A 15638-nucleotide genomic window follows, 5' to 3' on the forward strand; every position below is an offset into this window, starting at 1 on the left:
CTTTGGCGTATAGGCTGAAACAATTGATGAGCAAGGCGTAGATGGCGAGGGGCTCTTGTTATGGACTATTTATTAACAGCTTGGAATACCGCATAGCCGAATTCGGGCAGATTCAGATGTAGTAATGATGTGAATTTTTCTGTTCGCTTCTGCGTCTCTAGGTTTACCCATATAGCATCCATCCCGGGTACAGGAATGGTGGCGTCGACTAGCACCTCTTCATTGTTTAGCACGATTAAGAAGCGGTTATGTTCGTCCCACCGTTCATATACAAGCAGTCTTGGGTGGTCCGGGATCTCCAGCGATTTAAAGCCGCTACTACGGAACGCAGTATGCGACTTACGAAGACCGATCGTCCAGCGATAGTATTCAAACAGTTCCCTGTTCTGTTTCTGGATGTCCCACTCCATACATTTACGATTATCTGGGTCATATTCACCTTCCATACCGATTTCATCGCCATAGTAAATACATGGTGTTCCCTGAAAGGTCATTTGGAACAAAACAGCCAGTTTTAATCTCCGGATGTCACCACCGCAAAGGGTCAGGAAACGAGTTGTGTCATGGCTGTCTAATAGATTAAAATTGGCCTCTGTAATTTGCTGCGGGTAATTCGCTAGCATAGTAGCAATCGATAGAGAGAATTGTGAAGCATTAATTTGTCCGTGAGCGAAGAAATTAATCTGAATATTGGTTAGTGGGTAATTCATAACGGCATCAAATTGATCGCCAAGTAGCCACGGCAAGGAGTCATGCATAATTTCGCCTACAAGATAGGCTTCTGGATTAATGCTTTTGATCGTATTACGGAATTGTCGCCAGAACGTATGAGAGACTTCATTCGCGACATCAAGCCGCCAACCGTCTACACCGATTTCCTCAATCCAATAACGACCAACGTTCAACAGATAATCTCTGACTTCAGGATTCTCAGTGTTGAATTTTGGCATGATAGGCTCGAATGCAAATGTGTCATAGGTGGGAATTCCGTCGATGACTTGTGGTGGCCACTCACGCACATGAAACCAATCGGCATAACGGGAAGAGCGCCCGTTGGTGAGCAGATCAACAAATGGCGGAAAGGTATGGCCGCAATGATTAAAGACACCGTCTAGAATGACGCGGATCCCTTTGGAATGACAGGCGTCGACAAGTTCTTTTAGCAAAGCGTTGGTTCCAAAATGAGGGTCCACCAAGAAATAATCCTTTATATCATATTTATGATTGGTGGTTGCCTCAAACAGAGGATTGAAATAGATGGCGGTAATGCCCAATTCACAGAGATAATCCAAATGGTCTAGTACACCTTGCAAGTCTCCTCCGAAGAAATTCCGGGGACTCGGCGTACCGCCCCAATCTAGCACATCTGCCGGATCGTTAGTAGGATCGCCATTTGCGAAACGCTCCGGAAAAATTTGATAAAATACTGCATCCTTTACCCATGCTGGAGGGGAGTGTACATCTTCACGGTTCAAGAAAGGAAAGTCGAATAAGCCCTCATATATTATGACTGGAGGCTCTGAGAAGAAGCCTTTTTCCAAATAATAAAGGACCTCATCTTTGTTATAAAGTGCAAAATAGTAAGTGAGTCTGCGATAAACAGGACGGACCGCAGCCTGCCAATAATCGAATAAGCTATCAGAAGCCATGTGCTGCATGGGAATCACCTCATGGGTTTTGTCCCAACTGTATTTATCTCCGCAAAAAAGATCAATCTTTGACACGTTATCCCGTTTAGTTCTTATGCGAATATGCAGTGTAGACTCATCGTAGGCATATGACCAATTCTGCCCCATGCGATGATAAACGGCTTCTTGTTGAATCATAATCAATTTCCATCCCTTCGTGGCCTGTAAACGCAAAAAAGGGCCAACCTCATGATAATCAGAGGTTGAACCCTTGGCGGTTTCATTGCCTTTAAATTTTGTCTGAATCTTATCATACCCCTCAAGATTAAAGCAATAGATTATTTCACATGAATTCACAATATGGAATATTTAGTATGTAGTTAAAAAAAGGAGAAAATATAAGGAAAAACAAGAAAAGTGCTATTAAATCACCCCATTTGGATCTATACTCTGATTGCAATCCAAATTATGGGTATTATAGAATGAGGGCGAACGAACTTGATTTTTCTTAATACGCAAACAAATTAAAGGCACTGTTACCTAAAAGGTACAACCTCGGCACTTTGTGCAAATGAGGTTGTACCTTTTTTGCATGCTCTTTTTCTATGCGTGTTAGGTCTGATCACTTATGAATAAAGGGGAGATGAGCAAATGAAGAAGAGTAAACGATCTAAAATGCAAGCGGTATCATTTAGTTTGACCCTAAGTCTGCTGTTGGCATTGACGGTTACGGCTTGCGGTTCAGGCAATGGGAACTCTACGGCTCAGCCGAATTCAAGCCCGAATTCCACAGTGAACGAGCCGGGGGGAACTACAAATGAGACGAATCCCGCCGAAGAGGAGCTGAAACCGGAAGCTGGGGCCGAATTAACGGTCTGGGAAGCCAAGGAGCAGGTTGAGTACATGAAGCAGTTAGCCGCTGATTTCGAAAAAGAATACGGCGTTCCTGTCAAGGTTGAGGAAATGGCGGGCGGCGATCAGGGAACAAGGTTGGCGACAGATGGCCCGTCCAAACTAGCGGCCGATGTGTTGACTCTCCCGCATGATCAGATCGGTCAGGCTGTCAAAGCGGGATTGCTTTTGCCAAATGATGTGTTTGAGGAAGAAACGAAATCAACTATGGTGGAGACAGCTATTCAGGCATCGACTTATGACGGTATCCTTTACGGCTATCCTAAATCGGTGGAGACCTATGCGCTGTTCTACAACAAGGATCTGATATCCGAAGCTCCAAAAACTTGGGATGATGTGATCGCTTTTGCCAATACGTACAATAAGCCGAAAGAGAACAAATTTGCGATCATGTGGGAATTCGTCGGGTATTACAGCTATCCATTCATTGGCAGCTTCGGCGGATACATTTACGGGGACAACAATACGAATGTCAAAGATATCGGCTTGAATAATGAAGGCACCGTCAAAGGATTTACCTTTCTTCAAAGCTTAAAAGGAATTCTCCCATTGAATGCAGGAGATATCACCTATGACGTTAAAACTCAATTGTTTCAGGAAGGCAAGCTGGCGATGAACATCGACGGGCCTTGGTCCATAGCGATGTTCAAGGATCATGTCAACCTTGGAGTGGCGCCTCTTCCGAAGGGCCCTGAAGGACAAGACAGCATTTCTTTTTCCGGTGTTAAATCGTATTATGTCAATTCCTATACGGTATATCCGGTCGCTAGCCGCTTGTTCGCACATTTTGCAAGCAGCAAGGAGAATCAGCTAAAGAACTTTGAAATGACGGGTGCGATTCCTGCGAGCATTGAAGCTGGAGAAGCGCCGGTAATCAAAGATGATCCGATTATAAGTGGATTCTTCGAGCAATTCCAACACTCCGTGCCGATGCCTTCCCTATCGGAAATCAAATCCGTCTGGGAACCGCTAAAGGCAGCATTTGTATCCCTGTGGAACGATCCGGGTCTTGATGTTAAGCAGACGCTCGATAAGACTGTATCAACGATTCAGGCCGATCTGGATTCGAAGTAAAGGACAGGTGATTTGAGCTATGCACAAAAAAACAGGTGCAGCGCTACTCTCGGCTATTATTCCGGGACTGGGCCAGTTCTTCAATCGACAGTGGCTGAAAGGATTAGTATTCCTGCTGGTGGGGTCTGCTGGAATCTATTTTATTGCTCATGATCTAATGGGTTATTTGCGGGGGTTGATCACACTTGGTGAATTTCCAAGCCGTATGGTCAAGGTAGGTAAATTAACCCGGATGGTGGAGGGCGATCACTCCATTTTTATGATGATCAATGGTCTGATGTCATTGCTGGCGCTGCTGTTTTATACAGCTTTTCATTTACTGAATATCAGGGATGCCTTTCTAGTTGGAGCTGCGCGGGACCGGAATGAGCCCATTCATTCATTCGGTGAATCGCTCAGACATATGGGGCGTAGAAATTTCGCTTATCTTGTACTTGCGATTCCTTTTGTGGCAGTGGTTTTTCTGACGATATTGCCGCTTGTTTTTTCGGTGCTACTGGCGTTTACGAACTATGCCGACCCGATTTTACCGCCTGCGCATCTAGTAGAATGGGTGGGGTTCGGTAATTTTAATAAAATGCTAAGTTTGGATGTATGGAGTTCAACCTTCGGCGGAGTGCTGACTTGGACACTGATCTGGGCGATTATTGCTACTGCGACGACTTACATTGGAGGTGTGCTCATCGCTGTACTTATTCACCAGCCCCGTGTTCGGTGGAAAAAGCTTTGGCGTACACTGCTGATCGTTCCCTTTGCTATTCCTAATATGATTTCTCTGCTCGTCATGCGTAATATGTTCAATAATCAGTTCGGACCGATCAATAGTTATGTAAGAGCTTTGGGATTGGAGGGGGTGGCCTGGCTGACTAATCCTTTCTGGGCAAAGGTCACCGTAATTCTGGCTAATATGTGGATCGGAATTCCGGTTACCATGATTCTGGCTTTTGGGGTACTGACAACGATTCCAAGGGATATGTACGAAGCTGCTGAAGTGGACGGTGCTGGGGCATTCTACAAATTCCGCATGGTTACACTGCCTATGGTACTGTTCGCGACTGCTCCAATCCTGATCATGCAGTTTGCCGGTAACATTAATAGCTTTAACGTCATTTACCTGATGACCAACGGAGAACCGGTTAATCCGGATTACCAGTACGCGGGCCATACCGATCTGCTGGTGACTTGGCTCTACAAACTGGCGCTTAACCAATCGCAATACAGCTTTGCTTCCGTAATCGGGATTGTCATCTTCCTGCTGGTCGCGACCTTCTCCATCTGGAGCTACCGCCGAACGCGATCCTACAAAGAGGAGGATATGATTGCATGAAGCCAAAACTGACAGAAGTGTTTAAAACGATTGGAAGCCATTTGCTACTGATTGTGCTCAGTTTTATTAGTCTTTTTCCAGCGTTTTGGATTATTATGTCTTCATTCAAGACGGGAAACAGTTTGTTCAGCGACTCGTTGATTCCTAAAAATTTCACGTTCATTCATTACAAGGAACTGTTTGAGCAAACTAAATATTTGATTTGGTTCATGAATACACTAAAGGTTGCAGCGCTGTCTACGCTACTTGGCACTTTTCTGCTGCTGTTGACTTCGTATGCCATCTCTCGCTATCGGTTCACGGGCAGAAAAACGACACTGACCGCGCTTCTAGTTCTGCAAATGTTTCCGGGATTCATGGCTATGATTGCAGTTTACGTGCTGCTGAACACGCTTGGGCTACTGAATTCCCATTGGGCACTTGTGCTTGTATACAGCAGTGGCGCCATTATCACCAATGTGTTTGTGGCTAAAGGTTTTTTTGATACTATTCCTAAAAGTCTGGAAGATGCTGCGCGGATGGATGGGGCGAGTCATATGAAAGTTTTTCTATCTATAATGATCCCGCTGTCCAAACCGATGCTTACCTATGCCAGTCTTATGATATTTAATGGCTGCTTTGTGGATTTCATATTCGCTGACCTTGTATTGCGTACGGAAGAGACGAGAACGCTCGCTGTCGGGCTTTTCCGGATGGTGAATCAAAGCAATTCGACCGAATTCACATTGTTCGCCGCCGGAGCGGTGCTGGTTGCTCTCCCGGTCACGCTACTGTTCATTTTCCTTCAGCGTTTCCTGGTGGACGGTCTGACCGCAGGTGCAAGTAAGGGTTAATTCGATTTGCGCTCCCTCTCTACAGCAGTACTGAATTCCATAAAAACCACTTCCTTTTCAGAAGAGCAAGAATCTGAGGCGGAAGTGGTTTTTTAATTTAAAAGCTTCATTTATGTTCCTGTCATTCAGGATTTATTGCTGATGGAATTGTTTTTGTGTGGTTTCTAAAATCTTCTTGGTGCGGAGAGGATTGAAGAATGATGAAAATAGGAGTAGAATTCCTCATGGAACTAACACTTAAGGGAGTTTGTGATGTACAAAAAATCCCCGGAGCACGGGGTTATTTTCTAGCATTTATTAAATGTAGAATCCTAATAAATCCTTGTGAGTTATAGAGCAGCAAAGAGAAAAGAGGAGAGTTACCATGGAAACAGTATTAGTAAGAGAATATCGGTCAGATTTGCTGGAATGTGTCCATAGCGGACATATTGCAATCGTAGGAGAACACGGGAACGTAAAGGGCTATGCAGGTGATCCTGAGTTTGTATCCTTTACCCGTTCTGCGGCCAAGCCACTTCAGGCTATCCCAGGCATTCGTGGAGGAATCGTGGAGCATTATGGTTTTACACCCGCAGAGGTTGCCCTAATGACTGCTTCTCACCGAGGAGAGAGCTACCATGTTGCCGCGCTAGAGAGTATTTCCTCCAAGATTGGGATCGATGAGCAACAAATGATATGTGCCACTAGCTATCCACTGGATTATACGAGTAGAGAGAATGCCATTCGCGGCACGGGCAAAAGAAAGTTCTATCATAACTGTGCGGGCAAGCACATGGGGATTTTATCATATAGTAAGCTCAAAGGACTACCACTTGAAGAATACTCTCAGCCGGAGCAAACGGTTCAGCGTGAAATTATAGATACAATTGCTTATATGGCTGGTGTAGCACCAGACAGTATTGGTCTAGGTACGGATGGATGCGGTCTGCCGGTATTTGCCATGCCTTTGACAGCCTTGGCGACTGCGTATTTGAAATTAGCCAATCCTGATTTAATTGCTGACGAGGCAACTCGCAAAGCGGTTACTACGATTACTGCGGCCATGAATGCTCATCCGGAGATGGTTTCTGGGTCTGGTCGCCTTGATTCAATCCTTTTGGAAGATGAAAATATTATTGCTAAGGGTGGATTTAAAGGCGTATATTGCTTTGGGTTGCGCCGCGAGCGACTAGGCATTGCCTTCAAGATTCTGGATGGATCAGAAGAAGAGTGGGGACTTATTGTACAGGGGATTTTAAATCAGATTGGATACAGTCAGAAAAATACTTTGGAAAAGCTGCGTAATACATTTTCAGGTGTGATCTACAATGATGGTGGTACACGGGTAGGTCATGCAGATACAGAATTTCAGCTTCATTTCATGAAATAGGAACTTAAAAAGGAGCCCGTCGCTGCGCATCCATCTCGGATTCGCAGCGACGGGCTCCTTTTGTAAACGAAGAACAATTATTTCTGACGTAGACGGCCGAGTTCGGAGACGAGCGCTTCCACCTGAGAAATACTGAGTCTATCGCTGCCCATGGCTACCTCATAGACATCGAAGATATCTTCATATTTATCTACTGAAAAAGCGGAGGCTTGCATTGCAGCAGCACTTGCCATCTTCAGTTTGTTCTTGATGGCCTCGATCATATATTCAACATTTTCCTGACTAGGTTGTGTTAAATCCATAGGGTTATTAACATCCTTTCTGTACACTGATTCATGTATTTTACCATGATTGTGAGCTTGATCACCATTTTTTTGTCGGGCTCACAGAAATCATGTTAAATTAAAGGCATGAAATCAAAAATATCGTCGAAGGGAGGAAAGGTATTGGCAATTAGAGAACAGGGAAGCAGTAAACGAAGCAAAATGGACGATGTAGGATTGGTGTCCTTTTTTATGGAAATTGCAGCGCTACATTCAGCTAAGAAAGTTACCTTTCTGTGTATCGGAACGGATCGATCTACAGGTGATGCTCTCGGTCCACTAACAGGCAGCAAACTTCTGGAATATGGCTTTCCGCACGTAATCGGTACGTTGCCATCTCCTTGCGATGCAGATAATTTGGTGGCCAGAGTCGCTGAGATTCCATCTGAGCATATCATTATTGCTGTGGATGCTTGCCTAGGACCTCCAATAGCTCTTGGATATTACTTCGTTTCGAATGAGCCGCTTCAGCCAGCACAATCGGTGGGGGTATGCCTTCCCGCAGTGGGGCATTATAGCTTGGCGGCGATTGTAGATATCAACGGTCCCAAGCCCTATCGGACGCTGCAGACGACTCCACTACATAGAGTTATGGTTATGGCTGAACAAATTGCCGCCGCAGCAGCAAAAGGGTTTGGAATTGGGCGTTAAGAATAGGATGCCGGTTTCAAGGAGAGCTGTTTTGCTTAATAATAGATATTAGTTAATATATCTTAAGTATTTTGGAAAGAGGGAAGCAGCCATGGAAAGAGTACGTTGTGACGGAAGCAATATTTGCTACAGTGATCAGGGGAAAGGCGAGGTTATTGTATTACTGCATGGCTTTTGCGGAAGTGCTGAATACTGGGAACAGATCATTCCCATCTTAAGCAGCGACTACCGAGTGATTGCTCCCGATTTACGTGGTCATGGAGCTTCAGAGGCTCCACTAGGCCCCTATACTATTGAACAAATGGCAGACGATGTTCTGGGCTTGTTAGATACACTAGAAATTTCTGAATGCACCATGCTGGGACATTCTCTTGGTGGGTATATTACACTTTCGTTCGCGCAGCGGTATGCCTCTCGATTGAAGGGCTTCGGATTAATCCATTCTACTGCATATCCGGATAGTGAAGAAGCTCGGGAGAATCGATTGAAAAGTGTCAGCAGGATTCAAAATGAAGGCATTACTCCTTTTGTGGACAGCTTCGTCCCAGGAATTTTTGCTAAAGCAACCGCTTCTGCATCACCACAGCTGCTGGAGCGAGCTAAAGAAATTGGTTACAAAACGCCTCCACAAGGAGCAGCGGGAGCTGCACTGGCGATGCGCGAGCGTCCGGATCGGCGTGATGTGATCACAGCTACCACGTTGCCGGTACTACTTGTTGCTGGCGAGCAGGATGAACTGATTCCTGCGGAGCGCACCTTTACTTCGGATAAACCAAATATAACGCAAGCTACGATTTCTGGAGCGGGCCACATGAGCCTCTTTGAAGCTCCTGAACGGTTAGCTGAGGTTATCAAGAAATTCACCCAAGCTACGGTTAGTATTAACAGCCATTCATGATCGCTGAAATAATAATTCAAAAAGAGGCAGTTCCGCGTCAAAGTAACTGGCGTGGGCTGCCTCTTTTTTAGGAGACTATTGAAATTTACGGATTCCCAATCCGGCAAAGATAGCTATGATTGTTACGCCGCCAATGTGGAACGGCATTTCATGTCAATAAGTAGAAGGATTCTAGTCATTATTTTTCCCGTAATTGCTTTAGTGGCATAGCGTAGTGCAATGGTTTAAGATAAATGAATAAAACACATATAATACCTAGATACAAAAGCTTCACAGTTACAGTATGGAAAAGGGGGAAGTTCATGTTCCGAAGAGACTATATTGTCCGAATGATCGAAGATATGACGGCGATGGTTGCCAAGGTTCTAACGCTGAAGCAAGAGCGAAAGACAACGGAAGCCTTATGGGAAATTGATGAGCTATTGAACCGACATTTTCCGCTGAACTCACGTCTTTTAAATTCACTATCTGTAGAAGATATTATAGATATGTTCCGGTTTAACGGTGTATTGGAGTCAGATAAGCTTCAAGGTGTAGCTAAGCTGCTTAAGGAAGAGGGCAGCATTTATGCTGCAAATGGCGATCATGACGCGGTACTATTCAGAAGTATGAGAGCACTGCATTTATATTTGTACGCAGATTTGCACGGCGCTGATCGAGAAATGCTGCAGATGACAGAGGATATTAATGAACTTCTGGAGGAAGTCAAAGCGTATCGTCTTCCAGCCAAGACGGAACGGCTGCTTCTAGATTATATGGAGTCAATCGGACATTATAGTAAAGCGGAGGACAGTCTGTATCGACTATGGGAGCAGGGAGAAGATGTCTCACTGGAAGGTGATGAATTGTACAGACGGCTGCTGCTTAAATCACCGGAAGAATTGGAACAAGGCTCGCTTCCTATCCATGAAGTGGAACAAGGATGGAAAGAGTGGCGCCGGATCACAGAAGTTCGGAGGGAGTCGGAAGCCTAATGAATACCCCTTTATTTATTATCGATGCCTTTGCAGGAAAAGCATATTCAGGAAACCCGGCAGCAGTATGCTTGCTGAAGCATCCAGTCGACGAGGCATTTATGCTTAAGACAGCAGCAGAAATGAACTTGTCAGAGACGGCATTTCTCTGGCCGGAGAATGATGGATATCGTCTGCGCTGGTTCACGCCCAAGGTTGAGGTTAATTTATGTGGCCATGCTACTCTAGCGAGTGCACATATATTATGGGAGGTGGGATTGCTGGATCCAGAGGTGGAAGCTAGATTTTATACACGCAGTGGGTTGCTTAGAGCTTCTCTTGCGGATGACCTCATCTCACTGTACTTCCCGCCTTATGAGCTTAAGTCTTCTCCTACAATTCCGGCTCTTATAGAAGCGCTTGGTATTACAGAAGAAAATGTGGTAGAAACTATGCTCTATGCTGACAATGTACTTGTACGGCTCGATCAGGAATCCCTAGTTCGCGAACTTAGCCCAGACTTCGGGGCTTTATCCCGGCTTGAAGAGCGAGCCTTTGCGGTTACTGCAGAAAGCTCCATCGAAGGCATTGATTGTGTGTCACGGTTCTTTGCACCGAAGATGGGGGTAAATGAGGATCCGGTCACAGGCTCAGCACATACTGCGCTAGCACCTTTCTGGGCTAGTCGACTTAACCGTACGCAGTTGACCGCTTATCAAGCTTCCGAACGAGGAGGCTTACTTCAACTTGAGGTAAGCAAAGATCAAATTAAGATGTCTGGCCGAGCAATAACTATTGTTAGTGGAGAGCTGCATGTGAAGCCCTGATAGGATAACTCTTGTAGAGCCGTGATATAATGGAACGATGATGGTTAGGAGACAATGATTCTCCATTTTTAATCCCGAAAGTGAGATGTGCGTTGTGGAATCTTTAAAAGCTCTTATTGAACAACTGATTAATGACCGTACCTTGATTATGGCTACCTTAAGCCAAGTACGTAACAAAGGGGAGACCTGTACGAAGGTACAGATTAAACCTGTCGAACTAAAAGGTAAGTTGCATTATCAGTTTGCGTCCTATATTGGTACAAAGGTTGAACATCGCAACGTACCGGCAGAATTAGCAGCGGAGGACATGACTCTTTTATTTAGAGAATCATATCGCCAAGGCTTGTTATGCACGGTGGAAGCGGATTATCAGGTGCTGATTAGCAAGAAATTCAAAGTATCCATCCTTACCAAGTCTCCAAGTAAAAAAGAAGAGCCGGATCTAGCACACAACCGCCGCAAGCGTTATGTGCTGGAGGATGGAGAACCTGTGCCATTTCTTGTGGAGCTTGGCATAATGAACAGAGAAGGAAAAGTGCTGGCCAAGCGATACGATAAGTTCCGGCAGATCAACCGTTTCTTGGAGATGGTTGAGGATGTGCTTGCCGATCTGCCAACGGGACGGCCATTAACGATTGTTGATTTTGGCTGTGGTAAATCGTATTTGACCTTTGCTCTTTATCACTATCTGACCGTCCGCAAGAAGCGGGAGCTTAATATTATTGGACTTGATTTGAAAGCGGATGTAATTGAGCATTGTAATGAGCTTGCTGCGAAAATCGGTTATGATCACCTGAAGTTCCTTGTGGGTGACATTGCCGAGTACGATGAGCTGGATCAGGTAGATATGGTTATAACGCTTCATGCTTGTGACACAGCTACAGATGCTGCACTCGAAAAAGCAGTACGTTGGGGCGCCTCCGTCATTTTGTCTGTGCCTTGCTGTCAGCATGAATTGTTCGCGCAGATTGAGAATGAAGTAATGAGTCCGATGCTTTCACATGGGATACTTAAGGAACGTTTCTCTGCCTTGGCTACGGATGCTATCCGTGCCAAATTGCTCGATATGATGGGTTATAGCAGCCAGCTGCTGGAATTCATCGATATGGAGAATACACCGAAGAATATTTTAATCCGCGCCGTTAAAAGCTCGGGTGGTGATAACTCCGTCAAATGGCGTGAATACACCGCATTCCGTGATTTTATAGGGGCGAAACCTTACCTTGAGCGCGTATGTGCTGACCTGCTTCCGAGTGAAATTTCGGTGGAGGGGTAGCACGAGCAATTTTCCCCATCCGGCGGGATTTTCGAAAAATAGTTGTACATTATGCAATTACACTAGGATGCAGTAACGAATATCAGAGGTTAGTTGTACTTTTTGCTTCTATATAGCTTTTTTGATGAGAATTGGGACGGTACAGCTCCTTCGTGGAGAGGTATCGTCCTTTTTGCATTCTAGTTTTGCGAAGGGGAAATGTGGAAAGGATAGAGATAACTTAACGAATATAGGGGTATCTAAATGGGGAGCGTTAACAGAGAGCGGAGTCTGGATTCAATAATCGTATATTTTAGTGCAGCCTTAGTCATCGCAGCCGGAGTAGGAGCTTGTTTGCTGCGTGGATTTTTTTTTACAGAGGAGATGTACCTCTTTCTGACCCTATGGTTTGTGATGTGTTCTGTGGCTTTGCTTTATTTGTACATTGGAGTAGGCAAGTGGAGAAGTAGCACAGGGGGAGCAAGTGGAGTACGTAGAGCTTTGAAAATAATGTTGACTGCACCTTTAATAGTTCTATCACTCTATCAGATTCATTGGCTAAGAGATCCTCTTTCGGCACAGGGAACAATGAATGAAATATTACGGTGGGGCTTGTATGCTAGCTTTGCATTTTTGGTTTGTTTTTGCGCGTTGAATCGGGTGGGGCGTCAGCTTATCATTGCTGCGTGGTCTATTTTGGGCATGTTCTTAAGCATAAGTGCTTTGCTGGCAGTGTGCGGGGGGGTAGAGTTACCTTTCGCTATAGCCTACAGTAATTCATCGGAAGTAAGCATTACAGGTGCCAGATTAGCAGGGGTGATGGAATATCCTAATGCCTTTGGTGCTGTGATGGCTGTTTTTCTACTGGAGCGGCTGTTTGCTGTCGCTGCTTATTATGTAAGACCTCAGAAGAGTGTGGATGGATGCGATAGATTGGAACGGCGAGAACCGCGCAGCACGGCCGCCGCGCTGCTGCGCTTGCTGCCGCTGTTCCCGTACGCCGCCGCGCTGCTCCTCAGTGAGTCGCGCGGCGCGTGGCTGATGGCGGCTTGCGCCTGCGCCGCCGTTTTGCTCTGGAAGCGGCAGCTCATCGCGCCGCTTCTTGCCGCTGGCGCCGCGCCCGTGGTCGCCGCGGCGCTGCTCTACCGCCAACTGGCCCGTGCCGGGTTGGCGGTAGATCCTTTGCCCGGCCTGCTGTTGCTGGCCGGGCTTTGGGCCGGCGCGTTGCTAGCCGGCCTATGGCTGTGCCGCCGCCAGCGCAGCGCGGCGGGCATTGCCCGAGCCGCCATGCTGGCATTGGCGGCAGCAGGTTGGACGGCGGCGGGCACCGCCGTCCTCCTGCACGTGCGCGAGCGGATCACCGGACCGTCATCGACGGTATCCGCGCGTGGTCTGTTCTACCGCGACGCCTGGCGGCTGGCGGTAGAGGCACCTTGGCTGGGGCGCGGGGGCGAGACTTGGCGGAGTTCATACCTCGCCGCCCAATCTCGCCCTTATGTTGGCAGCCAAGTGCATAACGGTTATCTCGACATCCTGTTGAACCTAGGATTTGTCGGCCTGGCAGCCATACTGCTTATGCTGCTAGCAGCAGGCTGGCTGCTGGCTCAGAGATCGCCGCGTCTGCTGCCGCCATTTTTGGTTATCGTTATGCATAGCGCAGTCGATTTTGACTGGAGCTACGGATTAATCTGGCTGCTGCTTTTTTGGCTGCCAGCACTTGCCCTGTCTGAATATGAGCAGAAACATCAATCTGCGAATACCCGCTTTACGTCCATAAGTTTGCTCACCACTCATTTCGCATCCGCGAACCTCGGCGCCACTATCCCTGCATTCGCGAGCCTGTCACATCCATATCCCCGCCGACTATTTATCACTGTCGCCTGCTGCCTTTGTCTCATGTTATCTGTATTGTCCCTTCAGGCCGCACAAGGAGAGAGGTACTACCGGCAAGCAGTTCAGACGGTTGATCCCTCGGTGAAGGTAGATTTGCTAGAGCAATCACTAGCGTGGAATCCCCAGTCTCCCAAAACAGCTGTAGCATTATCCAGGCTACTTACGGGTGAACAAAGTGTGAGTATACTCCAGCAGAGTTTGCAATATTCTCCGGATAATGCAAGTTTAAACTGGGAAATGGCTAGACGATGGATGTACAGTGATGATCCGGGAGCTGCATTATATTGGATACGTCGAAGTATTCAGCTTGATAAATACAACTCTGTTAAGTGGGTCAAAGGGATTGAAGGCATGCTTATGATGGGCCGGAAAAAGTTAGCGGAAGGGAATCGAATGGAGGCCATAAGCTGTATTGCCTCAGGGAACGAGCTTCTGCGGGAGTATAGAGTGTTGGCAGAATACGAGGGAAGTAAAGGTGAGCAGCATAATGACCGGAAGTTCCAAATAACAGAACAAGCCGACGACCTGAGTCGACGGCTTAGTGTACTTGCTTCACGATTTTAACTGACGTGAAATGATCCAAGAGTATAGAACAGGAACGAGAATAACAAGTACAAGAGCTGTAATAATAAGGGTCTGAGACAAGACGCCGCTCAAAAAGGCTCCCCCAAAAATAAGCAACCCGCCGATCATCCACATTCTTCCGGAAAGACGATGTGTTTTTCGCCACACCTCTGGGCTAGAGAGCGTCCATGCTGTGCGAACACCGAACAAATAATTATCTTTTACCTGTGGCATGTAGTTGCCGAGCGCAATAAACATCACTCCTAGGGCTCCTATAGCAATTTTACCCACATTAATATCTTTACCCAGACCGTAAGCAACCGTGAGCACGAGCATGAGATTAAAAAGCACCCCAATGGCGAGTCTGCTCATAGCATATGCATTTTCGAACTTCTTATAATTTTCCCGTTTAGGATCGATGCTACGTGTGAATTGCATGATCAGCGGAAGCACAATACCCAGGATTCCGAACATAAAAATAGCTATGTTTTTATCCCAATACCGGTTGACTTTACCCGAAATTCCCCACTGCGCGGGCAGCTCCTGTGGCAGCTTGCCATAATTGATTAAAGCATAAGCTAATGAAGCTAAACCTAATATCACAATCAGTGTATCTTGCCATCTCCATTTAAAATCCTTCATCTTCAATCAGCCTCCTTCTCAGAATCCATACCACGGCTTTGTTTTCCGTCCAGTGATTTGCTTTCCGTCTCCGTTTGCTTTCCCGTACCTGTAAGCTCGAGCAACCAGCCAAGAACCTCTTCGAGAACCGTCGTATTTAATGAATACATAATGAATTGACCTTTTCGTTCATCCTGTACGAGATCGGCATGCTTCAGTGCATTCAGATGGTGAGAAATGCTTGGTTTTGACATGTTGAAAAAATCAGCAATTTCACCTGCGGTTCGGTCCTTCTCCCTTAGTAACCGAATGATTTGGCGACGGGTAGGGTCAGCTAGTGCTTTGAAAGACTCATTCATATTCTTATCTGTCAATGCGTATTCTCCTCATTTTAATTGAGAAAGAAATTGTCACCGAATCTTTGGATTTACCGCCGTTTGAGGCTATGCCCTTGCTAATACTAACTGTGGGCAAGTACTCGATGAATGGTTCGAAACATAGAAGCGGAGG

Annotated in this window: 14 protein-coding genes; 10 read left to right on the forward strand and 4 right to left on the reverse strand. The window is 46.2% G+C overall.

Annotated elements, in window-relative coordinates; translation table 11 throughout:
* Positions 1-65 precede the first annotated feature (65 nt).
* Positions 66-1826 (reverse strand): glycoside hydrolase family 13 protein, encoded by a 1761-nt coding sequence (locus tag MKX35_RS07390; protein ID WP_081383056.1) that lies wholly within the window; start codon positions 1824-1826, stop codon positions 66-68.
* 453 nt (positions 1827-2279) lie between these two features.
* Between MKX35_RS07390 and MKX35_RS07395 the strand changes: the two genes are divergently transcribed.
* The 4 genes from MKX35_RS07395 to MKX35_RS07410 all read left to right on the forward strand — a co-directional run bounded on the left by MKX35_RS07395 (position 2280) and on the right by MKX35_RS07410 (position 7143).
* Complete coding sequence (locus MKX35_RS07395; protein ID WP_081383053.1) at positions 2280-3614, forward strand: sugar ABC transporter substrate-binding protein; 1335 nt, start codon at positions 2280-2282, stop codon at positions 3612-3614.
* Positions 3615-3633: 19 nt separating this feature from the next.
* On the forward strand, positions 3634-4941 hold the full coding sequence (locus MKX35_RS07400) for a sugar ABC transporter permease (protein WP_042191843.1): 1308 nt from the start codon (positions 3634-3636) through the stop codon (positions 4939-4941).
* Positions 4938-5774, forward strand: coding sequence for a sugar ABC transporter permease (locus MKX35_RS07405; protein WP_076300658.1), 837 nt, complete (start codon positions 4938-4940; stop codon positions 5772-5774). Before MKX35_RS07400 ends, MKX35_RS07405 begins: the two co-directional genes overlap by 4 nt.
* A gap of 364 nt (positions 5775-6138) precedes the next feature.
* Positions 6139-7143: an asparaginase gene (locus MKX35_RS07410; protein WP_076285476.1), complete on the forward strand. Its 1005-nt coding sequence runs from the start codon at positions 6139-6141 to the stop codon at positions 7141-7143.
* A 77-nt stretch (positions 7144-7220) separates the two neighbouring features.
* On the opposite strand, the gene MKX35_RS07415 is transcribed toward MKX35_RS07410, so the two are convergent.
* On the reverse strand, positions 7221-7445 hold the full coding sequence (locus MKX35_RS07415; RefSeq protein WP_042191840.1) for a DUF1128 domain-containing protein: 225 nt from the start codon (positions 7443-7445) through the stop codon (positions 7221-7223).
* Positions 7446-7589: 144 nt separating this feature from the next.
* On the opposite strand from MKX35_RS07415, the gene yyaC reads away from it, so the two are divergent.
* The 6 genes from yyaC (at position 7590) to MKX35_RS07445 (ending at position 14507) form a co-directional block, all read left to right on the forward strand.
* Positions 7590-8117, forward strand: coding sequence for a spore protease YyaC (yyaC, locus tag MKX35_RS07420; protein ID WP_256716395.1), 528 nt, complete (start codon positions 7590-7592; stop codon positions 8115-8117).
* Positions 8118-8208: 91 nt separating this feature from the next.
* Positions 8209-9015 carry an alpha/beta fold hydrolase gene (locus MKX35_RS07425; protein WP_076285475.1) on the forward strand — a complete coding sequence of 269 codons (807 nt, stop codon included), beginning with the start codon at positions 8209-8211 and terminating at the stop codon, positions 9013-9015.
* 302 nt (positions 9016-9317) lie between these two features.
* Complete coding sequence (locus MKX35_RS07430; RefSeq protein WP_076285474.1) at positions 9318-9989, forward strand: DUF6483 family protein; 672 nt, start codon at positions 9318-9320, stop codon at positions 9987-9989.
* Positions 9989-10795 carry a PhzF family phenazine biosynthesis protein gene (locus MKX35_RS07435; protein ID WP_076285473.1) on the forward strand — a complete coding sequence of 269 codons (807 nt, stop codon included), beginning with the start codon at positions 9989-9991 and terminating at the stop codon, positions 10793-10795. The genes MKX35_RS07430 and MKX35_RS07435 overlap by 1 nt, the downstream gene beginning before the upstream one ends.
* An 85-nt stretch (positions 10796-10880) precedes the next feature.
* The gene (locus MKX35_RS07440) at positions 10881-12071 is read left to right on the forward strand and encodes a class I SAM-dependent methyltransferase (RefSeq protein ID WP_076300657.1); all 1191 of its coding nucleotides are present in this window, start codon (positions 10881-10883) and stop codon (positions 12069-12071) included.
* A 243-nt stretch (positions 12072-12314) separates the two neighbouring features.
* Entirely contained in the window at positions 12315-14507 is a 2193-nt protein-coding gene (locus tag MKX35_RS07445; protein WP_076300656.1) for an O-antigen ligase family protein, read from the forward strand.
* Here the strand turns inward: MKX35_RS07445 and MKX35_RS07450 are convergent.
* Both MKX35_RS07450 and MKX35_RS07455 read right to left on the reverse strand, forming a co-directional pair.
* Positions 14496-15149 (reverse strand): SdpI family protein, encoded by a 654-nt coding sequence (locus tag MKX35_RS07450; protein ID WP_076285470.1) that lies wholly within the window; start codon positions 15147-15149, stop codon positions 14496-14498. The two genes, MKX35_RS07445 and MKX35_RS07450, sit on opposite strands and share 12 nt — an antisense overlap.
* 2 nt (positions 15150-15151) lie before the next feature.
* Complete coding sequence (locus tag MKX35_RS07455) at positions 15152-15487, reverse strand: autorepressor SdpR family transcription factor (RefSeq protein ID WP_076285584.1); 336 nt, start codon at positions 15485-15487, stop codon at positions 15152-15154.
* Positions 15488-15638 lie beyond the last annotated feature (151 nt).

The sequence above is a fragment of the Paenibacillus sp. FSL R5-0923 genome, assembly GCF_038009145.1.
Lineage (GTDB): Bacteria > Bacillota > Bacilli > Paenibacillales > Paenibacillaceae > Paenibacillus_AQ.